This window comes from Billgrantia montanilacus (assembly GCF_003336675.1).
Classification (GTDB): Bacteria; Pseudomonadota; Gammaproteobacteria; order Pseudomonadales; family Halomonadaceae; genus Halomonas; species Halomonas montanilacus.
The window spans coordinates 135587-157218 of the sequence record NZ_QPII01000009.1; the positions used below are offsets into that span (position 1 = coordinate 135587).

Below are 21632 nucleotides of genomic sequence, written 5' to 3' on the forward strand. Positions count from 1 at the left end.
GGGGCGGGCACTGCGGTGCCCGCTCCGTGAGGGGCACGCCAATGACGACACCCGAACACGAACACAAGGCCCTCGAGCGGGAGGCCCTCGATAGCCTCGACACCCTCTCGGTGGTGCCCACCTTCCAGGGGCCGGTGGGGCGCCTGATCGGCTGGATCGATGCGCTATTCACCGGCTTGGCGGTGGTGGCCCTGGTGGCCATCGCCGGCACCGTGCTGCTGCAGATCTCCGGCCGCCTGTTCCTGCCGTTCCCGATGGCCTGGACCGAGGAGCTGTCACGCTATCTGTTCGTCTACATGGTGGCGCTCTCGGCGGGCGTGGTGCTGCGCCGTCACCGCAACGTCAACGTCGAACTGTTTCATCACTGCCTTGGACCCCGTGCCCGGGCAGGCTACCAGGCCCTGGTGTGTCTGCTGATCGGCGGCTTTGCCTGGATCGTGCTGCCCTATGCCTGGCAGTACGCCGAGAACGGTGCCTGGCAGACATCGCCCACGCTCAAGGTACCCATGCTCTACATCTTCTTTTCCACCGTGGTGTTGTTCCTGCTGCTGCTGGTCTACAGCGCCATCGGTTTTCTCGAGGGCCTGATCGCCATGCTGCGCCAGCCCGCCGACCACGATGCAGAGGCACGCTGAATGGAAGTCATCCTGCTGTTCGTCACCTTTCTGGTGCTGCTGGTGGTGGGCCTTCCGATCGCCTTCGCCCTGGGTATCGCATCGCTGGTCTATCTGCTGCTGGAAGGCATTTCGCTGACCATCGTGCCGCAGCGCATGTACGCCGGCATCGATACCTTCGTGCTGCTGTGCATTCCCGGCTTCGTGCTGGCCGGCAACCTGATGAATGTCGGCAACATCACCGAACATATCATCCGCTTCTCCAATGCCCTGCTGGGCCATATCCGCGGCGGCCTGGGCCTGGCGAACGTGGGTGGCTCGATGATCTTCGGCGGCATCTCCGGTACCGCCGTGGCCGACTCGGCGAGTATCGGTGCGGTGATGATTCCCGGCATGGCGCGCTCAGGCTACGACAAGCCCTTCGCCGCCGCGGTCACGGCCGCGTCCTCCACGGTGGGGCCGATCATTCCGCCCAGCGTACCGATGATCATTGCCGGTTCGCTCTCCGGCGTCTCGGTGGGGCGGATGTTCCTGGCCGGGGCCATCCCCGGCCTGCTGCTGGGCCTGGCGATGATGATCACGGTCTATATTCTTGCCGTGCGGCGTGGCTATCCCAAGGGCGAGCGGGCCACCTTCATGGAGCTGCTGCGCGAGGGGCGCACCGCCTTCTGGGCGTTGCTGATGACGGTGATCATCCTCTACGGGATCATCGGTGGCTTCTTCACCCCCACCGAGGCGTCGATCGTCGCCAGCCTCTATGCGCTGGTGGTGGGCATGTACGTCTACAAGGGGCTGTCCTGGCGCAAGCTGCCGGGTATCCTCAGCGATACGGTGCTCACCTCCTCGGCGCTGCTGCTGCTGGTGGGGCTGGCCAACCTGTTCGGCTGGATACTGACCAGCGAGCAGGTGCCACAGATGATCGCCGCCCTGATCCTGTCGATCAGCGAGAACCCGCTGATCGTGATCCTGATTCTCAACCTGATCCTGCTGTTCGTCGGCGCCTTCATGGAGACTATCGCCGCGCTGATCATCCTGTTCCCCGCGCTGCTCGGTGTCGCCACCGGCGTCGGTCTGGACCCGGTGCACTTCGCCGTCATGGCCGTGCTCAACCTGATGATCGGCCTGACCACGCCGCCGGTGGGCGTCTGCCTGTTCGTCGTCGCCGGCATCGGCAAGCTGCCGATGCTGACCGTGGCCCGGGCCATCGTGCCGTTCCTGATCTGCAATATCGCCGTGCTGCTGCTGGTCTCCTATGTGCCGGCGGTATCGCTGTGGCTGCCGACCCTGATCATGGGCGAATGATCCACAACAAGGAGAGATGATGTCCATCACCCGTTTCCCGGCGGCGCCACGGCACGGCGCCATCGCCATCGTCCATCTCGGCCTGGGCGCCTTCCACCGTGCCCACCAGGCGGTCTATCTGGAGCGCTACCGCCAGCGCAGAGGCGATGACACCTGGGGTGTGTGCAGCGCAAACCTGCGCGGCAATGTCGGCCTGGTGGACGGCCTGGCAGCCGCCGGCCATCGCTACCATGTCGCCGAGTACGCCGATAGCCAGACCGTCGCTCTGCGCGAAATCGGGGTCATCGAGGAGGCGCTGTTCTCGGGGCGAGGCGCAGACGGCCAATGGGGACGCGACCTGGCGCCGCTGCTGGCCAGGATGGCCGCGCCCGAGACTCGTATCGTCACTCTGACCGTTACCGAGAAAGGCTACTTCCTCAATCCGGCCAGCGGTGAGCTGCTCGCCGACGACCCCATGATCGCTGCCGATATTGCCCAACCCACGGCGCCACGCACCGCGCCAGGGATGCTGGTCGAGGCGCTGGCACGTCGCCGGGCGTCAGGCCTGGCCCCCTTTACGGTGCTGAGTTGCGACAATATGCCGGACAACGGCCGGCGCACCCGCAATGCCGTGGCCCAGCTCGCTGCACGGCGAGATGCCGAACTGGCCGCCTGGATCGAGCGCGAGGTGGCTTTCCCCTGCAGCATGGTCGACCGCATCGTGCCCGCCATGACCGCAGACGATCACGCACGCCTGGCTGAGCTGGGCGTCAAGGATCCCAACGCGGTGGTGGGGGAGGCGTTCAGCCAGTGGGTGGTGGAGGATCACTTCCCCCTGGGGCGCCCCGCCTGGGAGGCTGACGGGGTGGAGGTCGTCGAGGATGTCGCGCCGTTCGAGACCATGAAGCTGCGCATGCTCAATGGCAGCCACTCGCTGCTGGCCTACCTGGGTGCCCTGGCGGGCATCGAGACGGTGTACGACGGGATCAGCCGTGGCGATCTTCGCGCCCTCCTGCGCCGCTATATGCTCGAGGAGGCCGCTCCCACCCTGGCGATGCCCGCGGATACCGACCTGGTCGCCTACGGCGACTCGCTGCTGGCGCGCTTCGCCAACGATAGCCTGCGCCACCGCCTGCAACAGATCGCCATGGACGGTAGCCAGAAGCTGCCCCAGCGCTGGTTTCAGGGTGCCCTGGCACGGCTTGAGGTCGGCGAGGCGGTGCCCTGTACGACGCTGGGTGTGGCCGCCTGGGTCCGCTACACCGCAGGCCAAGACCTGCAGGGGACCCAATACCCGGTCGACGATCCGCTGGCCGCGCGCTTTACCGACCTGCATGCCCGGCACGCCGACGATGCCGAGGCGCTGGTCGATGCCTTCCTGGCTATGGACGACGTGATACCACCTGCGTTGGCCCGACAGCCGTCCTTTGTCACAGCGGTGGTCGATGCCTATCGGACACTGACACGAGAGGGGCTTGCCGGGGCGCTTTCCGCCCTGGTGCGAGACTGACACAAGGAGTTTTTCATGGAGCATACCTGGCGCTGGTTCGGCCCGAAGGACCCCATTCGCCTCGACGAGGTTCGCCAGACCGGTGCCACCGGCATCGTCACCGCGCTGCACGAGATACCCAATGGCGAGGTGTGGTCTCCTGCGGCGATCGACGAGCGCAAGGCGATGATCCAGTCCGCCGGCCTCTCCTGGTCGGTGGTGGAGAGCGTGCCGGTGCACGAGGCGATCAAGCAGGGCACTGCCGAGCGCGATGAGCTGATCGCCAACTACTGCCAGACCCTTCGCAACCTGGCGTCGGGCGGCATCGATACCGTCTGCTACAACTTCATGCCGGTGCTCGACTGGACTCGCACGGACTTACGCTATCGCCTGCCCGATGGGGCCCTGGCGCTACGCTTCGATCAGGTCGCCTTCGCCGCCTTCGATCTCTATCTGCTGGCGCGCCCCGGTGCCGAGAACGACTACAGCGACATAGAGCAGCGCGAGGCCCGGGACTATCTCGAAACCCTTGGTCAGGCCGACCGCGACACGCTGGTCGATACCCTGATCGCCGGCCTGCCCGGCGCCGAGGAGGGTTACACGCTGGCCCAGTTCCGTGAGGTGCTGACGGCCTACGCCGGGATCGATGCCGACCGGCTGCGTGAGCATCTGGCGTATTTCCTGCGTGCGGTGATCCCGGTGGCCGAGGAGGTCGGCATCCGCATGGCGATCCATCCCGACGATCCGCCGCGTCCCATGCTCGGGCTGCCGCGAGTCGTCTCCACACCGGATGATGCCCAGTGGCTCCTCGATGCCGTGCCCAGCCCGGCCAACGGCCTGACGCTGTGTACCGGCTCCTACGGGGTACGGGCGGACAATGACCTGGCCGACATGGCGAGGCGCTTCGGGCCGCAGATCCATTTCGTGCATCTGCGCTCGACTCGCCGCGAGGCGTCGGATCCGCGCTCTTTCTTCGAGGCCCCCCACCTGGATGGCGATGTGGACATGGTGGCCGTGATCCAGGCCCTGGTGGAGGAGGAGCGTCGCCGCGAGCGCCAGGGCGGAGCCCGCCTGCCGATGCGCCCTGACCATGGCCACCAACTTCTCGATGACCAGCAGCGTGCCACCGCCCCGGGCTACCCCCTCTACGGTCGGCTGCGTGGCCTGGCCGAACTGCGTGGCGTGGAACAGGCGGTACGTCGCCTGACCGACTGACAGCCCGGGCGACGTCGGGTCAGCAACTGCGCCTTCCCGTCCCATGTGCCAGAACGCTCCACTTCTCTTAGGCTTTCTGGCGCAGAAGGGAGAGAGGTCATTTGTTACCAACATTCTGAAAAAAAAGAAATATTTGACAAATTGGCATGGGTTGGCCCGCTCCCTGCAGCAGTCAGGGTGAGCAAGACAAGCCGGTAAGTCCTGCTACTAGAGAGAATGGTAAGCGGATTCCGGTACGACGAGCGAAGCCAAACGGCTTGAAATGGAAACACAAGCTCTGACCCATTGGAGGGACGAACATGATGTCCAAGGAATTTCTCAAGAAACTCGGCATTGTCGGTATTACTTTTGGCCTGACCGCCAGCCCACTGGTGCTTGCCGAATTCAACGATGAAGAGGACGCGCAAGGTACCGTGCCGGAGCAGACCGCTCCCGAAGCAGGCGCTGACGCCGAAATGGGTGCAGGTGCCGATACCGGTTACGGTGCTGGCGAGACCGGTGCTGAAGCAGGTGCAGGCGCGGATACCGATTTCGGCGCTGGTGAGACCGGTGCTGAAGCTGGAGCAGGCGCTGGCGCCGATGCGGATTTCGGCTCGGATGACGAGTGGGAAGACGAAACCACTGACGAGTGGGAAGAAGAGAACGAAGAGGAAGAGTGGGAAGAGGACGAGGAAGACGATCAGGATTGGTAAGGCCTGATACTGCCAGGGACGGCGGTCGCTGCCCAGGGAAGGGCGGTGACGTCTCCTCAAGGTTGATGCGATAGCATCATCCGCCTCACCCGCCCCCGGTTATGCCGGGGGCGGTTCTGTGTGTGTCAGACACACCAGGCCACATTCAGGTGCTATAGCCACCCCAGCCACTGCCACCATAGGTAATCCAGCGGCCACAGCAACACCACGCTGAGCAGGGCAGTGACCAGGCAGAGCCTTGCGGTTTCCCTGAGCGAAATGCGTGCCGCCAGGATGCCGACGATCAGCGGTGGCGCCTGATACGGCAGCAGTACCGTGGAGAACCCCACCACCTGGGTCATGTAGACCGCCTCCGGCGACCAGCCGGTCATCTCGGCGAGCCCTGGCGCCATGGGAGTCAGGATGGCGGGAATACCCGGCAGGGTGACCAGGGTGCCCAGCAGCATGGCGAGCGCGGAGAGCATGCCAAAGGCGGTAGCATCGCTGGCCTCGCGCAGGGGAAGTGCCGATAGCAGGCCGCCTGCCACCAGGGTGCCCAAACCACTCTGGTAGGCCAGTGCGCCGAGGCTGACGATACCCGCCACATAGATGAAGGAGTCGAAGCTGATCGACTGCAGCGGCTTCTCACCCATCAGCCGGCTACCGGGAAAGAGGCAGACCAGTGCCACTCCCATGCCGACCCAGGCGGGCGAGATCCCGTGCCAGGCGTCGGTCATCCATAGCAGCACCGCCACCGACAAGAGCGCTGCCAGCCAGCGTTCGGGTGCAGCGAGACGCAAGGATGGCGTCGATTCAGGGGCCTGTGTCGGTGCCTTACCCGGGAAGAGCCACAGCATGACCCCGATCAGCAGCAGTGTCTTGAGCACGCCCAGCACCGGAAAGTGCAGCAGCAGGTAGTCGCTGTAGGTGGGCGGCGTGCCCAGCACCGCTTCCGCGGCCCCCATCAAGACGTTGTTGGGCACATTGGCGGGAAGGATGGCGTAGGTAGGCAGGAAGGTACCCATGATGCCGCCGAGTATCAGCCCGGTCCGGGCCCGCTCCCCCTGGGCATAGCCGAGGTGATCGGCCAGTGTGGTAAGGATGGGGACCATCAGCAGAATCCGGCCCATGCCCGAGGGCATGAAGAACGCCATCACCAGCCCCAGCAGGATGACACCGATGAGCGCCTTGCGGTAGGAGCCGGCGAGCCAGGGGCCGACCCCCTGGGCCAGCGTGGTGCCGAGCCCTGTGAACTGGATCGCCGCGCCGATGATCAGGCCGGCGAAGACCAGCCAGGTTGCCGCCGAGCCGAAGCCGGCGAATACCGTCTCCGCCGGTGCCACGTCGGCAAGGGTGCAGAGCGTGAAGAAGACCAGTGCGGTCAGCCACTGCGGCAGCCAGCCGGTCGCCCAGAGCCCGATACAGAGCCCGATTACCGCCCCCGCCCGAACCATCACCGGTGCCGTGGGCATTGCCAGCAGGAAAAGCGTGACCCCCACGACGGCAACGAGAGATATCCAGTGGCGAGGCGTGGGCAACGACTTGGCGGCTGCGGCAGGCATGACGGCTCCGGGCGAGAGGGATAGCCGCAGAGTTTAGCAGGCGAAGTACCTGCGGTGATCCCTATGGCTCGACCGGTGGGGCCTGCTGTGGCTCCCCCTCCTCGATGATTTCGCCGTCCGGTGACAGCAGATACCAGGGGCCGCCCATATGGACGAGGCCTTGGCCCAAGGCATCGCCGGGATAGACATCACGAGCGAAATAGTAGAGTGGCCAGCCAGCGTAGGTGACCTGGTGCGTGCCATCGTCACGTTCGAAGGTCGCCAGCTTGCCCTCATCAATGTTCTCGCCGGCTACGGGTGAGGCTTCCGTGGTGTAGGGCGGCCAGGCAATGGCGCAGCTTTCGTAGCAGGTGCTGTACCCACCGCCTTGCTGGTCCTGCTCGAACATGTAGAGGGTCATGCCCTCCCGGTTGGTGAGATAGTGTCCGAAAGGAGACTGCTCGCGGCTTTCCACACGGGCTTGTGGCGTCGGGTCGGGTCGGGGCTCCAACTGCCGCTCGGACTCCTCCGGACTCATGCCTTCCACACGGGCCTCGTCGTCGCCACCCGGCAAGGGAGATGCCGCTATGGTCGGGAGTGGAAGGGTGCCGGCCAGGGCGACCAGAGCGGCGCCCTTCAGCCAGGTTGTCGTTACGCTTGCTGTCATGGTGACCTTCCTTGGATAGCGAGTGTTCTCTTCACTCTAGGAAGGCCCGTCAGGGTGTGGCAAGCCCTTTCAAAGACGGCGCCCGCTGGCCTTCAGCCTCTGGAAAGGCGGCGAGAGTTGGCGCTGCTGCGGCGATGATAGGGGGTCAGGGTGCGACGGCTCGTGACCCACCAGGGGGTAGGCTGGCCGAACGCCATGCCCAGCATGGCTTTCTGTATCTCGACGCCGGTTTCCAGGCTGGCTTCCAGCTTCTCGCTCACCATTCGCTGGTTTTCCTTGATCATTTTGGCGCTGTTGGGCGCCTGGGTTTGCCAGAGATCATTGCGCATGGCGATGGTGGAGAGTGAGGTCGACCAGAGTTCGAAGGCCATCACCCCCAGTTTCCAGACATCCATCATCGCAGCGGGGGTCTGTGGGAAGATAGGGTAATGGGTCGGGCTTGGCATGGGTTAGCCTCCTGGTCAGGGAATCGGGCGCGGCCGAGTGCCGCTGGTACCCCAAGTGTGGGCCCCGTCATGCTGCACTGCAATAACTCATGTTACCTTCGGCTTTCCCGTCCTGCGAGCTTTCGCCCGGCGCGCGCTGGCACGTGGAGGTCCGGGTTCAGGCCGCCCCACGGGCGAGTGCGGCAATGGCGCCGGGTAGTTCGCCGGGGTGAGTAATCGCAATAGCCCCCTCCGGCGTCATTTCCTCTTCAGGGAAACGATTGAGATGGATCACCTGCATGCCGGCAGCCAGACCGGCGGCTACGCCCACCGCGGCGTCGTCTATCGCCACGCAGCGCTGGGCCGGGTAACCCATGCCTTCGGCTGCCTTTAAATAGAGCCCCGGATCTGGCTTCCAGACGCCCAATGCATAGGCACTGTAAAGATTGTTGCCGAAATGATGAGCCAGCCCGCTACTTTGCATGGCACAGAGAATTTTCTGCGCCGGGCCGTTGGACACAACGGCCTTGGGATGGCCGGCAAGGGCAGCCAGTGCGTCGGGCATACCGTCGATAGGCAAAAGTTCGGCGCGCATGCGGGTTTCCATCCGGCCGCGCATCGCGTTCTCCATCACCGGGAAACGCCCGTCGACCAAGGCCCCGTGGCGGCTCTCCAGGGCCTCGATGATGGTTTGAAAGCGGACGCCGCGAAATTCCTCCATATACTGTCTGGCGGAGAAGGGCAGGCCAAAGGATGGCAGGATCTCGCCCATAACCTCGGCAAGCAGGATTTCGCTGTCCACCAGAGTACCGTCAGAGTCGAAGAGCAAGCAGAGCACAGGGGGCATGGGAACCTCATTGTCGGAGTGGAAGACATGCCGGACCAGCTTGGCAGGGCCGGTATCAGGGGGACGCCCGGCTCAGACGAAGTCCGGTACCAGAAAGCGCGGAATGGCCAGGATCAGTTGGGGATAGACAATCAGCAGCAGGATCACCCCGAGCATGATCATCAGGTAGAGCAGGGTGGTACCCAGGGCCTTGAGCAGGGGGATACCGCCGATCTTGGCTGAAATCATCAGGCAGAGTCCATAGGGTGGCGTGATCAGTCCCAGTCCCAGGGCCATGACGCCGATGACCCCGAAGTGAACCGGGTGAATGCCGGCCTGCATGGCCAATGGCTGGAAGATGGGTGCCATAATCGCCATGGCGGGTAGCGAATCCATGAAAGTGCCGATGACCAGCATCACCACGGTCATGATCAGCAGCAGCACGATGGGATCAGTGATGTTGACCCCGGCCATCAGCTTGGGGGGAATCTGGTAGAAGCTGATCAGGTAGCCGAAGATAGCCGCACCCACCAGGCTGAACAGCGACAGCGAGCAGAGCCGAACGGTGGCTGTGGAGGCCTCCAGCACGTCGTGAAACCGCAGTTCGCGATAGACGATGAAGCCCAGCGCCAGGGCGTAGAGCACCGCAATCATCGCCGCTTCGGTGGGTGTGACGATGCCCAGGGTAATGCCACCGATGATGACCACCGGGATGCCCGCCGCCATCAGGCCGTCCTTGCCTGAATGCGCCAGCTCCTTGAGAGTGGCGCGCTGTCGCACCGGCACGTTATAGCGGCGGACGAAGAGCATATTGAGGCCCAGCATCGCCACGCCGATCATGACCCCGGGAAGTATGCCACCGAGGAACAGGCCGGCAATGGAGGTGTTGGTCAGGGCGCCCCATACGATCATGTTGATCGATGGTGGAATGATGATCCCCATCACCGAGGAAGCCGCGGTGACCGCCACGGCGAAGCTCGTCGGGTAGCCCTCTCGCTTCATGGCCGGAATCAGCACCGTGCCGACCCCGGCACTGTCGGCGGTGGACGAACCGGAGACACCGGCGAACAGCATGCTGACCAGCACATTGACGTGGGCCAGGGCGCCCTTGAGGTGCCCCACCATCAGCATGCACAGGGTGATCAGCCGGTCGGTGATGCGGGCAGCATTCATCAGGTTTCCGGCCAGCAGGAAGAGTGGCACGGCGAGCAGCACGAAGGAGTCCATGCCGTTGTACATACGCTGGAACATCACCCAGGCCGTCAGCCTTGGGTCGAGCAGGATCATGCTGAAGGCGGTGAGAATCAGTGCCATGGCTATGGGAACGCCTGCCACGATGAGTATCCCGAGCACGCCGAACAGCAGCCAAGGGAGCAGAAACATCCAGTCAGTTGGCATCATGGCCGGGGGCCCCTGTCATCGTTGGAGGAGTGATTAGGGTCCAGGGGCCTGTCCAGGCCTTCTAGCGGCGTCTGGTCGGGTTGAATAACATCGAGCGTGTCGATTTCATTGGGGGTGTTGAGGGCCTTCTCCATATCTTGCATACCGTGCAGCACGGTGTGCAGCAAGCGCTGAATGCTGAACAGCAGGATAAACACGCCGCTGACCATGAAGGTGGAGTAGACATAGACCATGGATAGGCCGGAGGCGGTGGCGCTGCGACGCAGGCCGGACTGGGCAAAGTCCTTGCCATAGATGATGAAGATCAGGCCAATGGTCAGGCAGGCGAGGTCGCGGATCACCCTAGTCGCCAGGTCGGCGCGCGAGCCGCGTGGAAAGGCCTCGAGCACGAAGTGATCGGCGTGCAGCACCCCGACGGCAGCGCCCAGCATGACCATCCACTGAAAAGTGAAGCGGCTGAATTCCTCCGTCCAGTATAGGCGGGGCATGAACGGCAGGTTACGGCTGACCACTTGGTAGATGATCAACAGGATGAAGCTGAATACCAGCGCCAGCAGCACCACATGCAGCAGTCGCTCCAGCGCTCTATTGAGGCTTGCCAGCCCAGTGAGCAGTCGAGACATGGCGTGACCCTATGAGGGGAGGCAGGGAATCCTGCACTGACGGCCCCCGGCCAGCCGGGGGCCGGTGAGATCATTCGGCGTTGACGATCATCTGGTGGAGTTCGGTCAGGCCCATCTCGGCGATGACACTTTCCAGCGGCCCGGCGACCATCTCCATCATGGTCTGTCGATCCATGTCATGCAGCGTGGCGCCTTCCTCGACCAGCAGGTCTAGTGCCTCGGCATCCTGCTCCAACTGCACCTCCCGGGCATAGTCGGCGGACTCGGCTGCTGCCGCCATGACCTGCTCGCGTTGGGTATCATCCATGCGATCCCAGGTGGCCTGGGAGAGTGTCAGCAGGCGCACGGTGATATCGTGTTCGGAGAGCCCGATATGCGGCGCGACCTCGTGAAAACGCATGCGATGGATCCACTCGGCTTCGTTGAGCAGCCCATCGATGGCACCCAACTGCAGGCCGGTATAGATCTCGCTCCACTCCATTACCGTAGGGTCGGCCCCCAAGGCCTCCCAGGCAGTGATCAATGGCCGGGTGGGGTTGGTGCGAATCTGCAGTCCGGCCAGGTCATCGAGGCTCTCCAATGGCTGGCTGCTGACGATCTGACGCTTGCCGCCACCATAGAAGGCCAGTACCCGGACGTCGGTCTCGGCGGTGATCTGGTCGGCGATGGTGCGGCCGACCTCACCGTCGAGTACCGTCTGCCAGTGATCCTCGTCGCGATACAGGAAGGGGATCGAGAACACATTGGCGGAGGGCGAGAAGTCGGTGATCAGACCGGGATTGATGATCGAGATATCCAGGGCCCCGGCCATCTGCTGCTCGAACATCTCGGTCTCGTGGCCCAGCACGCTGTTGCCGAGGATGGTGACGTCGATGTTGCCGTCGCTCTTCTCGGCCAGCAGTTCCTTGAAGCGTTCGGCACCCAGGTGGTAGGCGGTATCCTCGGTCCCGCCATGGCCGAAGCGCAGTTCCATCGCCTGAGCGGCGCCTGCGAGTCCCAGGGAGGCCGACAGGAGCGCGCCGACCATCAGATGACGAGCCAAGGGGCGAAGGGTGTTGCGGGTTGGATCGATCCATTCATGAGTCATAGGAACACCTATTGTTGTTGGCACCCTGCGTGACGGCAGGGCGGCTGGCGGCGATGTGGCCCTGCCACATCAGAGCGTCGGGGCGAGCACCCGGGAAGCCGTCCGGCAGGCGCCGCAGGACTCGCGCACCTTGAGCTGGGGCGATAGCACGACCTGTTCCCGCGCCCCATCGGGGTGGTTGATGCGCCGCAAGGCAAGCCGAGCCGCTTCCTCGCCGATGGCATAGGGGTGGGTAGCGACACTGGTTAACGCCGGGGCGCTGAGTGCAGCTTCCTCGACGTTGTCCGTGCCGATGACGGCGCAATCCACACCGGGGGTGAGCCCCTGGCGTTGCAGGCCGAGCATGGCACCGAAAGCCACCAGGTCGTTATGGCAGACGACGGCAGTGGGAGCCGGCGATTCGCCAAGCAGGAGTCCGATGGCCTCAAAGCCGTCGCGGCGGGTGACGGTCGAGCGCAGCAACCGTTGATAGCCAAGACCATGGCGGTCGATGGCTTCCCGATAGCCTTGCCAGCGTTCGCGGGTCGCCGAATGCTCGGTGTGCCCGCCAATGAACGCGATGCGCTCATGCCCGTGCGCGACCAGATGGTCGATGGCCAGGTTTACTCCCAGGCGAAAGTCCGTGCCGGCGTAATCGAAAGGTGGTGTGCCGATATGACGAAGGACCTGAACGCAGGGTAACTTCCAAGCGTTCAGCGTTTCGACCAGGGTGGGGGGCGTCCCTTCTGCTGGGCAAAGCAGGATGCCGTCGACACGGTGCTCGCGCATGCGTTCCAGGAAGCGCTGCTGTCGTTTGGGAGAGTCTTCGCTGTTGGCCAGAAAGGAGACATAACCCACACGGTTCAGGGCGGCATCGATTCCTGCCACCATGGCGCCGAAAAAGGGGTTGGCGATGTCGTAGACCACTACCCCGAGCGTCGAGGTACGGCTGCCGCGCAGAGCCGCCGCGCCACGGTTGTAGACATAGCCGAGCGACTTGATCGAGCGCTGCACCTTGGCACGGGTTCGCTCGGCCACCAAGGGGCTCGCGCGCAGCACCAGTGACACCGTGGCGCGTGATACGCCGGCATGCGCAGCGATATCCTGTAGCGTTACGCTGCCGGATTCGCGATGTCCGCGGGAGGGAGATTCGTCGCGGGCCATGACCGGGCTCCTGGGGGAGGTGGTTGTTTTTAGATTGGTCTAAAAGCTAGAGGCTGCTAGGGCACCTTGCCAATAGTCTTTAGTCTAAGTTGGCGTCATTCGTCCTGGGTCGTCGGCCAGGCCTCTGCGTTGACCGGGCTGATGGGGCGCTGGCCCTTGAGCGCCCGCGTGATGTTGTCCACGGCACGCTGGGCCATGGCGTTGCGAGTTTCGTGGGTTGCCGAGCCGATATGCGGGAGGGCCACCACGTTGGCCATGTGGGGCAGTGGCGACTCGGGCGATAGCGGCTCCTGTTCGAAGACGTCGAGGCCGGCGGCGCGTATCTCTCCCGTCTCCAGGGCGCCGATCAAGGCGGCCTCGTCGACGACCTTGCCACGAGCGATATTGACGAAACACGCTGAGCGTTTCATCAGTCCGAACTCCCGGGCGCCGATCAGGTGATGGGTCTCGGGCGTGAGCGGCACCGTCACGCAGACGAAATCCGCTTCGGCGAGCAGTTCGTCCAGCTCTCGGCGCTCGGCGCCGAGCTCCTTTTCCAGCTCAGTCTTGGGGGAGGCGTTTGAGTAGCGTACTTTCATGCCGAAGCCCAAGGCACCACGGCGGGCCACGGCGGCACCGATGCGGCCGAAGCCGATCATGCCGAGGGTCTTGCCATGCACATCGCTGCCGAACTGCGCCTCGCCGATGCTGGTCTGCCAGTCGCCGCGCTTGACGAATTCGGCGAGCTCCACCACACGCCGCGCCGTGGCCATGATCAGCGCAAAGCCGGTATCGGCCGTGGTTTCGGTGAGCACGTCCGGTGTATTGCAGAGCAGGATGCCGCGGCGGGTGAGTTCGTCGACCGGATAGTTGTCATAGCCCACCGAGATGCTGGCGATGACTTCCAGTTCCGGCGCCTCGTCGAGCAGGTCCGACGTGATGGCGAGGCTTGAGCCGATCAGACCGTGGGCGCCCTTCAGGGCGGTGCGAAAGGCCGAGTCGTTTGCCGAGTCGAGTCTCTCGAAAACGTCGACCTCGAAGTCACGGGCCAGCTCGGCAAGCTGATCGTCGCTCAGGCGGCCATAGGCCAGGATACGTTTGGGCATGGGGGTCTCCTCAATCCAGGTTGGCTTCCAACTCGTTCAGGCGTGAGCGGTGCGGTAATCCTTCCATGTCGCCGATGACCTGCACCGCCTGGGCACCGATCAGGTTGCCGCGGCGTACCGCTTGTCGGGGCGATCGACCCTCGAGCAGCGCGCTGACGACGCCGACTGCGAAGCCGTCCCCGGCTCCTACCGTATCGACCACCTCGTTCACCGTGAAGCCGGGCACGGTAAAACTCTCCTCCTTGCCGGCCAGATGACCCCGGTAGTAGCTGCCCTGGGGACCGAGCTTGATGATAACGGCTTGAGCGCCGCGCTCCAGGTAGTAACCGGCGATGTCGTGGGGTGTCTCGAGGCCGGTGAGGCGCCGGCCTTCGGCCAGGCCCGGCAGCACCCAGTCGGCCTGGGCCGCCATGTCGTTCAGGGTCTGGCACATCTCTGTCTCGCTGGACCAGAGCCCGGGCCGCAGGTTGGGGTCGAAGGAGATGCTGGCACCGGCATTGCGGGCCTGGGTCAGCATGTGCCGTGAGAGTTCGCGACAGCTGGCGGAGAGCGCTGGGGGAATCCCGGTGGCATGGAGGTGGCGCAGAGCGGAGAAGTCGACCCCTTCGGCGTCCGCGACGGACAGCTGCCGGGCCGCACTATGCTGGCGAAAATACTCCACATGTGGGTCGTGTCCTCCCTCAGCCCGCTCCTTGAACACCAGTCCGGTGGGGTGATCGGGGTCGCTTCGAAGGTGCCGACAGTCGAGGCTCTCCGCCTCGAGGGTGTGGCGGATGTAGCGGCCGAAGCTGTCGGCCCCGACCCGGCTTAGCCAGCCGACCCGAAACCCCAGCCGGGCCAGGCCGATAGCGACATTGGTGTCGGCGCCGGCAATGCGACGGTGAAAGTCTGCCACTTCTTCCAGCGCCCCGGGGACGTCGGCAACGAACAGAGCCATGGCCTCGCCGAAAGCGAGGATCTCTGGTGAGGGGGAGGTTGTCATGCTGTTCTCCTCTACTTGTTTCATCAGTGTACCAGCGAGTCTGGCGATCGTTGGGGCGTTGGCAGTGCGGGATGACGTTCGAAAGAATGAGTGGGAACGTTCCCATTCGCTTGCTGCTCCACGAGCCCTCACGGGTGGAATGGTTGTCAGCGCTGGGTAGAGCCTCGGGGTATCAGCACAGGTTGGTAGTGGATGTGGCGTGGTGGCGATGGGTGGCGTTGAGTCTCGCGGCGCTGCATAAGGCATTCCACCGCCGCCCTGCCGATCGCTTCGGTGGGCTGGGCCAGGGTGGTGATGCCCGGTGCAACCAGTTCGCACCAGTCGAGCTCGTCGATGCCCATCAGCCCTGTTTCACCGAGTCGGACACCCAGCGCCTGCAGGGTGCGCGTCACGGCAAGGGTGATCTTGCCGTTGGCGCAAAGCAGGGCCTTCGGTGCCGCCCCCGGCCGGTTCAGGAAAGCGGCGATGGCGTCGTGAGGGATCCCTGTGCCACCCGTCAGCGGGAGGCACAGCGATTCACCGGTCAAGCCGAAGTCATCGAGCCTGGTCTGGAAGCGCGCCATGCGGCGCTGTCGAGAGCTGGCTTCCTCGGGCGGTTCGGTGATGTAGAGCAACTCACGATAGCCGCGCTCGGCGAGGTGCTCCAGGGCCATGTCGATCGCCCTGGGATTGTCGAGTCCCACCACATCGGCGTCGACCCGGTCCACTTCCCTGTCGAGCAGTACCAGTGGCGTTCCCCGGTCGATGACGGCCTGCAGGGCGCCATGGGGGCTGCCCGTGGCGTTGATCACGAGCCCCTCCACCCGATAGGACGCCAACACTGACAGATGAGCGCTCTCCTGGGCAGGATCGTTGTCGGTGTTGCAGGCGAGCAGCGAATAGCCGCTTGCCCGGCAGGCCTGTTCGACGCCGTGCATCACCGCGACCGAGAAGGGGTTGCGGATATCGGCCACCAGCATGCCGATCAGGCGCGAATGGCCACCCTTGAGGCTCCTGGCCATCTGGTTGGGGCGGTAGCCCAGGCGCTTGGCAGCGGAAGCGATCCGGCCCTGAAGCTCCCGGGAGAGGCGCTCACGCTCATCACCGAAATAGCGCGATACGCTGGTCTTGGAGGCGCGGGCTTCCCGTGCCACTTCGAGGATGGTGACGTGTCGAGTGGAGCGAGCGGGCATGGGTATCTCATTTTATGGGAACGTTCCCACTTTAGGCCGCATCAGAAACGAAGGCAAGGTAGAGAGACATGAGCAAAGCCACCGGCCAACGGTCAGTGCACAAAACAGCTGTGTTGGGGAGATCAGGAGGGAGTGAAATGGACGCACAGCAACGGGGCAGCCAAGTGGCTGCCCCGTCTGCGTCAAAGAAAGGAAATCACTTCACCTTGGGATCGAGTTCGCCGCGCTCGTAGCGCAGGAACATCTCCTCGAGGTTGATCGGCTTGATCCGGCTGGCGTTGCCGGCGGTTCCGAAGGCCTCGTAGCGGGCGATGCAGACGTCGCGCATGGCGCTGACGGTCTCCTTGAGGAACTTGCGCGGGTCGAACTCGGATGGGTTCTGGGCCAGGAAGCGGCGCACTGCGCCGGTGGAGGCCAGGCGCAGGTCGGTGTCGATGTTGACCTTGCGTACGCCGTGCTTGATACCCTCGATGATCTCCTCGACCGGCACCCCGTAGGTCTCGGGGATCTCGCCGCCGAACTCGTTGATGATCGCCAGCCACTCCTGGGGCACCGAAGAGGAGCCGTGCATCACCAGGTGGGTATCGGGGATACGCGCGTGGATCTCCTTGATGCGCTGGATAGACAGCGTATCGCCGGTGGGCGGCTTGGTGAACTTGTAGGCGCCGTGGCTGGTGCCGATGGCGATGGCCAGGGCGTCGACATGGGTTGCCTTGACGAAGTCGGCGGCTTCCTCGGGGTCGGTGAGCAGCTGTTCCATGTCCAGCTTGCCTTCGGCGCCGATGCCGTCTTCCTCGCCGGCCATGCCGGTCTCCAGGCTGCCCAGGCAGCCCAGCTCGCCCTCGACCGAGACGCCGCAGGCGTGGGCCATCTCGACGGTACGGCGGGTGACGTCGACGTTGTAGTCGTAGTCCATCGGCGTCTTGCCGTCTTCACCCAGGGAGCCATCCATCATCACCGAGGAGAAGCCCAGTTGGATGGAGCGCTGGCACACTGCGGGGCTGGTGCCATGGTCCTGGTGCATGACCACCGGAATATGCGGGAATTCCTCCACGGCGGCCAGGATCAGGTGGCGAAGGAAGGGTGCGCCGGCGTACTTGCGGGCACCGGCGGAGGCCTGGACGATGACCGGTGAATCGGTCTTGTCGGCGGCTTCCATGATGGCCCGCATCTGCTCGAGGTTGTTGACGTTGAAAGCCGGGACGCCGTAGCCGTACTCGGCGGCGTGGTCCAGCATCTGGCGCATGCTGATCAGTGCCATGAAATTACCTGCCTCTGTGTGCAATCGGTCTGTGCAATGACGGCGCGGCCGTGGCCGCGCCGATTAAGGTGCCGGGGGGGAGTCGTCTCAGCGTTCGGCGGCGTCTTCCAGGGCCTTCACCGCCGGCAGGGTCTTGCCTTCCACGTATTCGAGGAAGGCACCGCCGCCGGTGGAGATATAGGAGACGCGATCGCTGATGCCGTACTTGTCGATGGCAGCGAGGGTATCGCCGCCACCGGCGATGGAGAAGCCGTTGCTCTCGGCGATGGCGCGCGACAGCGCTTCCGTGCCGTGGCCGAACTGGTCGATCTCGAACACGCCGACGGGGCCGTTCCACAGGATGGTGCCGGCGTCCTTGAGCAATCCGGCCAGACGGCCGGCGGTATCGGGGCCGATATCCAGGATCATCTCGTCGTCGCCCACCTGATCCACCGGCTTGACCACGGCCTCGGCCGATTCGGAAAACTCCGTGGCGACGACCACATCGGTGGGCAAGGGGATTTCCACCCGCGACATCAGCTCCTTGGCCTGGCCGACCAGGTCGGCTTCATGCAGCGACTTGCCGACATTGTAGCCGGCCGCCGCAATGAAGGTGTTGGCGATGCCGCCGCCGACGATCAGCTGGTCGCACTTCTCGGAGAGCGCATTGAGCACGTCGAGCTTGGTGGAGACCTTGGAACCACCGACGATGGCAACCATGGGCCGCTTCGGCGTGGCCAGCGCCTTTTCCAGGGCGTCGAGCTCGGCAGCCAGCAGGGGGCCGGCGCAGGCCTTTGGAGCGAAGCGGGCCACGCCATGGGTTGAGGCCTGGGCGCGGTGGGCGGTACCGAAGGCGTCCATGACGAAGATGTCGCACAGTTCGGCGTACTGCCGGGATAGGGTTTCATCGTCGCCTTTCTCACCGGCATTGAAGCGTACGTTCTCGAGCAGCACGACCTCGCCGTCGGCAAGGTCCAGCGAGGCATCCAGATAATCCTTGATCAGGGTGACCGGGCGGCCGAGCAGCTGGCCCAGGTGCTCGGCCACCGGGGCCAGGGAGAACTCCTCGGCCGGCTCGCCTTCGGTGGGGCGGCCCAGATGGCTCATCAGCATCACCTTGGCACCGGCGTCACGGGCGGCCTTGATCGTCGGCACGCAGGCCCGTAGACGGGCATCGCTGCTCACCTTGCCGTGCTTGACGGGTACGTTCAGGTCCTCGCGGATCAGCACGCGCTGTCCGGAGAGGTCGAGGTCGGTCATCTTGAGCACGTTCATCGGGGCGTCATCCTCATCTGGCGAAACCGAAGCAGGTCATCGAAACCGGGTCATCGGAGCATGGTCATTGAAACAGGGGCATCGGAGCTGCGTCATGGGGTGTCCATGGGCATGGTCGCGAGCCGCTGGCTCACGTCGAGCATGCGGTTGGCAAAGCCCCATTCGTTGTCGAACCAGCACAGCAGCTTGATCAGGCGGCCGCCCGCCACCCGGGTTTGAGTGGCGTCCACGATACCCGAGCGGGGATCGTGGTTGAAGTCGCTGGAGGCCATGGGCTCCTCGGTGTAGCCCAGTAGCCCGGCAAGGTGGCCCTGGCAGGCGTGGCGCAGCAGGGCGTTGACCTGGGCGGGCGAGGTGTCGCGGCGGACGCAGATCGACAGGTCCATGGCCGAGACGTTGATGGTCGGCACCCGCATGTGAAGGCACTCGAAGCGGCCTGCCAGGTGCGGCATCAGGCGGTTGATGCCGCGCGCGAGACTGGTGTCCACCGGGACGATGGAGTGCATCGCCGAGCGGGTCAGGCGCAGGTCGGTCTGGTGATAGGCGTCGATCACCGGCTGGTCGTTCATCGCCGAGTGCACGGTGGTGGTCACGCCGTGCTCGATGCCCAGTGCTTCATCGAGCACGGTGAGTACCGGTATCAGGCAATTGGTGGTGCATGAGGCCGCGGAGACGATGCGGTGGTGCGGTGCCAGGGCGTCGTCGTTGATGCCGCAGACGATGGTGGCATCCACGTCGCTCTCCGCCGGCTGGGAGAAGAGCAGGCGGCCGGCGCCGGCGGCAAGGTGGCGCTCTGCCGTGGCACGATCCTTGAAGCTGCCCGAGCACTCCAGCACCAGGTCGATGCCCAAGGCGTCCCAGGGCAGGCGTGACGGATCGGCTTCCGAGAGAATTCGTATCGGCCGTCCGTTGACCACGAGCCGGCCGTTTTCCGCTGTGACGCTGCCGGGGAAGCGGCCGTGTGTTGTGTCGTAGCGGGTCAGGTAGGCGATGGTGTCCAGGTCGGACAGTTCGTTGATCGCCACGACTTCCAGTTCGGGAGCATGACGCTCTTCCAGGGCGCGCAACACGCACTGGCCGATACGACCGTAACCGTTGATGGCGATGCGATGGGCCATGGGGCTGTCTGGTACTCCCGAAGCGTGGAACACAAGCCGGCGATTCTAGCGCATTTGCAGGCCGAGCGTCTGCTCTAGAGCCCCACCAGTCGCCAGGCGAGGGGCAGGAAGAGGGCGCTGAAGATGCCGGTCAGGCTCATGCCCAGCGAGGCGAAGGCGCCAGCGGTGGCGCCGTATTCGAAGGCGCGTACCGTACCGATCACATGGCCGTTGACGCCCAGAACGAAGCCCAGTACCCGTTCGTCGCGAATACCCAGCCAGCGAGACAGCAGCCCGACGAAGGCGGTGGCCATCACGCCGGTAATCAACAAGCCGCCCATCATCAGGGGAATGACCCCACCGAGCTGTTCGGTGATGCCCATGGCGATCGGTGCGGTCACCGATTTTGGCGCCAGGGAAGCGAGTACCTCGGGCGTCGCGCCGAGCAGCCAGGCGAGCCCCACCGAGTAGAGCGCGGCCAGCATGGCCGCCGGGGGCAGGGTGCAGAGGACCGGAAGCCAGAGCTCGCGAATGCGCGGCAGCTGTTGGTAGAGCGGCACGGCCAGTGCCACGGTGGCGGGGCCGAGCAGCAGCATCAGCCAGCCGGCGCCGGCGCGATAGTCGTCGTAGTCGATACCGGTCAGCGCCAGGGTCGCGGCCAGCAGCATGGCGGCGATCAGTACCGCGGGGCACCAGCTCGGCTTGCCCAAGCTCAGGAAGAGGCGGGCGCCGGTGAGATAGGCGGCCAGGGTCAGGAAGATGGCCAGCATGGGTGTCTCGAGCAACACCGATAGCAGCCCTGGGCCCTCATTCATCGGAATCGGCCCTCGGCATGAAGCTCAACATCAGCCAGAGCGTGGTGGCGACGCTGAGCAGGGTACCGAGCACCAGCGCCACGCCGACGATGAGCCACTGGCCGGCAAACGCCTCGACGATGAAGAACACCCCAACCACACCGGGCATGATCAGCATGGCCAGTATCGCGATCAGCGGCTGGCTGGCGGACTGTATTTCCTGGCTGACGCGGCCCCTCATCATCAGCCACAGGGTCATGGCGAGCATGCCCACGACCCCGGGGGAGACCGGCAGGTGCAGCAGCCATACCAGGGCCTCTCCCAACAGCAGAAACCCCACCAGCCAGAGAAACCCGTAAAGCGACGACATGACATTCCTTGGCACGAAAATAAGCGGTTCGAAAACCCGTGCGAAAAACGATAGACCAGGGGCTTGAAAACCGCCCAAGCGCTCCTATTTGCCTGTATAGGGAGGCTCGGGGTCAACCCGGCGGCCTCCTGATCCCAACCCGACTACGTAGGAGGTGTTCGCCATGTTCGGAGATCTCAGGCGTTTCGATAGTGGGCCGCTGCGGGGAGCGGACCGTTTCCGGGAGCTGCTGGACGAGCTGTTTCCCGACCCCGGTCTAGCCAACATCCGCTCGGTGCCCGCGGGCAGTTATCCCATGATCAACATCGGTCGTACCGACGATGCGGTGCGAGTCTATGTCTTTGCGGCCGGGCTGTCAGCCGATGACATGGAAATCAGTATCCAGGACAACGTCTTGACGTTGCAGGGACGGCGTACCGATGAGGATTCGGGGACGCAGGACAATGGCCGGCGCCCCTACTTCCGTCGGGAACGCACCAGGGGCGAGTTTGCCCGCTCCATCGCACTGCCGGAAGGGCTGGATGCCGACCGCGCCGAGGCGCGCTCGAAGAATGGCGTCTTCGTGATCCACCTGCCCAAGCGTGAAGAACTCAAGCCGCGTCGTATCGAGATTCAATCCCCATGAAGCCTGACG

22 protein-coding genes are annotated in these 21632 nt (G+C 64.4%); 6 read left to right on the plus strand and 16 right to left on the minus strand.

The window, feature by feature from the left end:
* The first annotated feature begins 41 nt into the window (after positions 1 to 41).
* The 5 genes from DU505_RS13415 to DU505_RS13435 all read left to right on the plus strand — a co-directional run bounded on the left by DU505_RS13415 (position 42) and on the right by DU505_RS13435 (position 5291).
* Positions 42 to 635, plus strand: coding sequence for a TRAP transporter small permease (locus DU505_RS13415; protein ID WP_114479498.1), 594 nt, complete (start codon positions 42 to 44; stop codon positions 633 to 635).
* Positions 636 to 1916, plus strand: coding sequence for a TRAP transporter large permease (locus DU505_RS13420; RefSeq protein ID WP_114479499.1), 1281 nt, complete (start codon positions 636 to 638; stop codon positions 1914 to 1916).
* 16 nt (positions 1917 to 1932) lie between these two features.
* On the plus strand, positions 1933 to 3405 hold the full coding sequence (locus DU505_RS13425) for a mannitol dehydrogenase family protein (RefSeq protein ID WP_114479500.1): 1473 nt from the start codon (positions 1933 to 1935) through the stop codon (positions 3403 to 3405).
* 15 nt (positions 3406 to 3420) lie between these two features.
* A complete protein-coding gene (uxuA, locus tag DU505_RS13430) occupies positions 3421 to 4599 on the plus strand; it encodes a mannonate dehydratase (protein ID WP_114479501.1) in 1179 nt (392 codons plus the stop codon).
* A gap of 299 nt (positions 4600 to 4898) precedes the next feature.
* Positions 4899 to 5291, plus strand: coding sequence for a hypothetical protein (locus DU505_RS13435; protein ID WP_114479502.1), 393 nt, complete (start codon positions 4899 to 4901; stop codon positions 5289 to 5291).
* A 152-nt stretch (positions 5292 to 5443) separates the two neighbouring features.
* Here DU505_RS13435 and DU505_RS13440 read toward each other — a convergent pair whose 3' ends face one another.
* The 16 genes from DU505_RS13440 to DU505_RS13515 form a co-directional block, all read right to left on the minus strand.
* A complete protein-coding gene (locus DU505_RS13440) occupies positions 5444 to 6832 on the minus strand; it encodes an SLC13 family permease (protein WP_114479503.1) in 1389 nt (462 codons plus the stop codon).
* Between the two features lie 61 nt (positions 6833 to 6893).
* The gene (locus DU505_RS13445) at positions 6894 to 7478 is read right to left on the minus strand and encodes a COG4315 family predicted lipoprotein (RefSeq protein WP_114479504.1); all 585 of its coding nucleotides are present in this window, start codon (positions 7476 to 7478) and stop codon (positions 6894 to 6896) included.
* 92 nt (positions 7479 to 7570) lie between these two features.
* Positions 7571 to 7924 carry a hypothetical protein gene (locus DU505_RS13450; RefSeq protein ID WP_245947940.1) on the minus strand — a complete coding sequence of 118 codons (354 nt, stop codon included), beginning with the start codon at positions 7922 to 7924 and terminating at the stop codon, positions 7571 to 7573.
* A gap of 157 nt (positions 7925 to 8081) precedes the next feature.
* The gene (locus DU505_RS13455) at positions 8082 to 8750 is read right to left on the minus strand and encodes an HAD-IA family hydrolase (RefSeq protein WP_114479505.1); all 669 of its coding nucleotides are present in this window, start codon (positions 8748 to 8750) and stop codon (positions 8082 to 8084) included.
* A gap of 72 nt (positions 8751 to 8822) precedes the next feature.
* Positions 8823 to 10130, minus strand: coding sequence for a TRAP transporter large permease (locus DU505_RS13460; protein ID WP_114479506.1), 1308 nt, complete (start codon positions 10128 to 10130; stop codon positions 8823 to 8825).
* Positions 10127 to 10753, minus strand: coding sequence for a TRAP transporter small permease (locus DU505_RS13465; RefSeq protein ID WP_114479507.1), 627 nt, complete (start codon positions 10751 to 10753; stop codon positions 10127 to 10129). Before DU505_RS13465 ends, DU505_RS13460 begins: the two co-directional genes overlap by 4 nt.
* Before the next feature lie 70 nt (positions 10754 to 10823).
* The gene (locus DU505_RS13470; RefSeq protein ID WP_114479508.1) at positions 10824 to 11840 is read right to left on the minus strand and encodes a TRAP transporter substrate-binding protein; all 1017 of its coding nucleotides are present in this window, start codon (positions 11838 to 11840) and stop codon (positions 10824 to 10826) included.
* A gap of 69 nt (positions 11841 to 11909) precedes the next feature.
* On the minus strand, positions 11910 to 12983 hold the full coding sequence (locus DU505_RS13475) for a LacI family DNA-binding transcriptional regulator (RefSeq protein WP_114479509.1): 1074 nt from the start codon (positions 12981 to 12983) through the stop codon (positions 11910 to 11912).
* A 95-nt stretch (positions 12984 to 13078) separates the two neighbouring features.
* The gene (locus DU505_RS13480; protein WP_114479510.1) at positions 13079 to 14068 is read right to left on the minus strand and encodes a 2-hydroxyacid dehydrogenase; all 990 of its coding nucleotides are present in this window, start codon (positions 14066 to 14068) and stop codon (positions 13079 to 13081) included.
* A gap of 10 nt (positions 14069 to 14078) precedes the next feature.
* Positions 14079 to 15050, minus strand: a complete 972-nt coding sequence (locus DU505_RS13485; RefSeq protein ID WP_114479511.1) for a sugar kinase — start codon at positions 15048 to 15050, stop codon at positions 14079 to 14081.
* 146 nt (positions 15051 to 15196) lie between these two features.
* Entirely contained in the window at positions 15197 to 16222 is a 1026-nt protein-coding gene (locus DU505_RS13490) for a LacI family DNA-binding transcriptional regulator (RefSeq protein WP_114479512.1), read from the minus strand.
* 196 nt (positions 16223 to 16418) lie between these two features.
* Entirely contained in the window at positions 16419 to 17483 is a 1065-nt protein-coding gene (gene fba / locus DU505_RS13495; RefSeq protein ID WP_114479513.1) for a class II fructose-bisphosphate aldolase, read from the minus strand.
* An 87-nt stretch (positions 17484 to 17570) separates the two neighbouring features.
* Positions 17571 to 18737, minus strand: a complete 1167-nt coding sequence (locus DU505_RS13500) for a phosphoglycerate kinase (RefSeq protein ID WP_114479514.1) — start codon at positions 18735 to 18737, stop codon at positions 17571 to 17573.
* Positions 18738 to 18829: 92 nt separating this feature from the next.
* Positions 18830 to 19855 (minus strand): type I glyceraldehyde-3-phosphate dehydrogenase, encoded by a 1026-nt coding sequence (locus tag DU505_RS13505; RefSeq protein ID WP_114479515.1) that lies wholly within the window; start codon positions 19853 to 19855, stop codon positions 18830 to 18832.
* A gap of 74 nt (positions 19856 to 19929) precedes the next feature.
* Positions 19930 to 20649 carry an LrgB family protein gene (locus DU505_RS13510; RefSeq protein ID WP_114479516.1) on the minus strand — a complete coding sequence of 240 codons (720 nt, stop codon included), beginning with the start codon at positions 20647 to 20649 and terminating at the stop codon, positions 19930 to 19932.
* Positions 20642 to 20998, minus strand: a complete 357-nt coding sequence (locus DU505_RS13515; RefSeq protein WP_114479517.1) for a CidA/LrgA family protein — start codon at positions 20996 to 20998, stop codon at positions 20642 to 20644. The genes DU505_RS13510 and DU505_RS13515 overlap by 8 nt, the downstream gene beginning before the upstream one ends.
* A gap of 163 nt (positions 20999 to 21161) precedes the next feature.
* On the opposite strand from DU505_RS13515, the gene DU505_RS13520 reads away from it, so the two are divergent.
* Positions 21162 to 21623 carry an Hsp20/alpha crystallin family protein gene (locus DU505_RS13520; protein WP_114479518.1) on the plus strand — a complete coding sequence of 154 codons (462 nt, stop codon included), beginning with the start codon at positions 21162 to 21164 and terminating at the stop codon, positions 21621 to 21623.
* Positions 21624 to 21632: the final 9 nt, after the last annotated feature.

What these genes read in the sequence shown, in the direction of transcription:
- DU505_RS13415 (WP_114479498.1), top strand. Translation starts at nt 42, where the DNA reads ATGACGACACCCGAACACGAACACAAGGCCCTCGAGCGGGAGGCCCTC.
- DU505_RS13420 (WP_114479499.1), top strand. Translation starts at nt 636, where the DNA reads ATGGAAGTCATCCTGCTGTTCGTCACCTTTCTGGTGCTGCTGGTGGTG.
- DU505_RS13425 (WP_114479500.1), top strand. Translation starts at nt 1,933, where the DNA reads ATGATGTCCATCACCCGTTTCCCGGCGGCGCCACGGCACGGCGCCATC.
- uxuA (WP_114479501.1), top strand. Translation starts at nt 3,421, where the DNA reads ATGGAGCATACCTGGCGCTGGTTCGGCCCGAAGGACCCCATTCGCCTC.
- DU505_RS13435 (WP_114479502.1), top strand. Translation starts at nt 4,899, where the DNA reads ATGATGTCCAAGGAATTTCTCAAGAAACTCGGCATTGTCGGTATTACT.
- DU505_RS13440 (WP_114479503.1), bottom strand. Translation starts at nt 6,832, where the DNA reads ATGCCTGCCGCAGCCGCCAAGTCGTTGCCCACGCCTCGCCACTGGATA.
- DU505_RS13445 (WP_114479504.1), bottom strand. Translation starts at nt 7,478, where the DNA reads ATGACAGCAAGCGTAACGACAACCTGGCTGAAGGGCGCCGCTCTGGTC.
- DU505_RS13450 (WP_245947940.1), bottom strand. Translation starts at nt 7,924, where the DNA reads ATGCCAAGCCCGACCCATTACCCTATCTTCCCACAGACCCCCGCTGCG.
- DU505_RS13455 (WP_114479505.1), bottom strand. Translation starts at nt 8,750, where the DNA reads ATGCCCCCTGTGCTCTGCTTGCTCTTCGACTCTGACGGTACTCTGGTG.
- DU505_RS13460 (WP_114479506.1), bottom strand. Translation starts at nt 10,130, where the DNA reads ATGATGCCAACTGACTGGATGTTTCTGCTCCCTTGGCTGCTGTTCGGC.
- DU505_RS13465 (WP_114479507.1), bottom strand. Translation starts at nt 10,753, where the DNA reads ATGTCTCGACTGCTCACTGGGCTGGCAAGCCTCAATAGAGCGCTGGAG.
- DU505_RS13470 (WP_114479508.1), bottom strand. Translation starts at nt 11,840, where the DNA reads ATGACTCATGAATGGATCGATCCAACCCGCAACACCCTTCGCCCCTTG.
- DU505_RS13475 (WP_114479509.1), bottom strand. Translation starts at nt 12,983, where the DNA reads ATGGCCCGCGACGAATCTCCCTCCCGCGGACATCGCGAATCCGGCAGC.
- DU505_RS13480 (WP_114479510.1), bottom strand. Translation starts at nt 14,068, where the DNA reads ATGCCCAAACGTATCCTGGCCTATGGCCGCCTGAGCGACGATCAGCTT.
- DU505_RS13485 (WP_114479511.1), bottom strand. Translation starts at nt 15,050, where the DNA reads ATGACAACCTCCCCCTCACCAGAGATCCTCGCTTTCGGCGAGGCCATG.
- DU505_RS13490 (WP_114479512.1), bottom strand. Translation starts at nt 16,222, where the DNA reads ATGCCCGCTCGCTCCACTCGACACGTCACCATCCTCGAAGTGGCACGG.
- fba (WP_114479513.1), bottom strand. Translation starts at nt 17,483, where the DNA reads ATGGCACTGATCAGCATGCGCCAGATGCTGGACCACGCCGCCGAGTAC.
- DU505_RS13500 (WP_114479514.1), bottom strand. Translation starts at nt 18,737, where the DNA reads ATGAACGTGCTCAAGATGACCGACCTCGACCTCTCCGGACAGCGCGTG.
- DU505_RS13505 (WP_114479515.1), bottom strand. Translation starts at nt 19,855, where the DNA reads ATGGCCCATCGCATCGCCATCAACGGTTACGGTCGTATCGGCCAGTGC.
- DU505_RS13510 (WP_114479516.1), bottom strand. Translation starts at nt 20,649, where the DNA reads ATGAATGAGGGCCCAGGGCTGCTATCGGTGTTGCTCGAGACACCCATG.
- DU505_RS13515 (WP_114479517.1), bottom strand. Translation starts at nt 20,998, where the DNA reads ATGTCGTCGCTTTACGGGTTTCTCTGGCTGGTGGGGTTTCTGCTGTTG.
- DU505_RS13520 (WP_114479518.1), top strand. Translation starts at nt 21,162, where the DNA reads ATGTTCGGAGATCTCAGGCGTTTCGATAGTGGGCCGCTGCGGGGAGCG.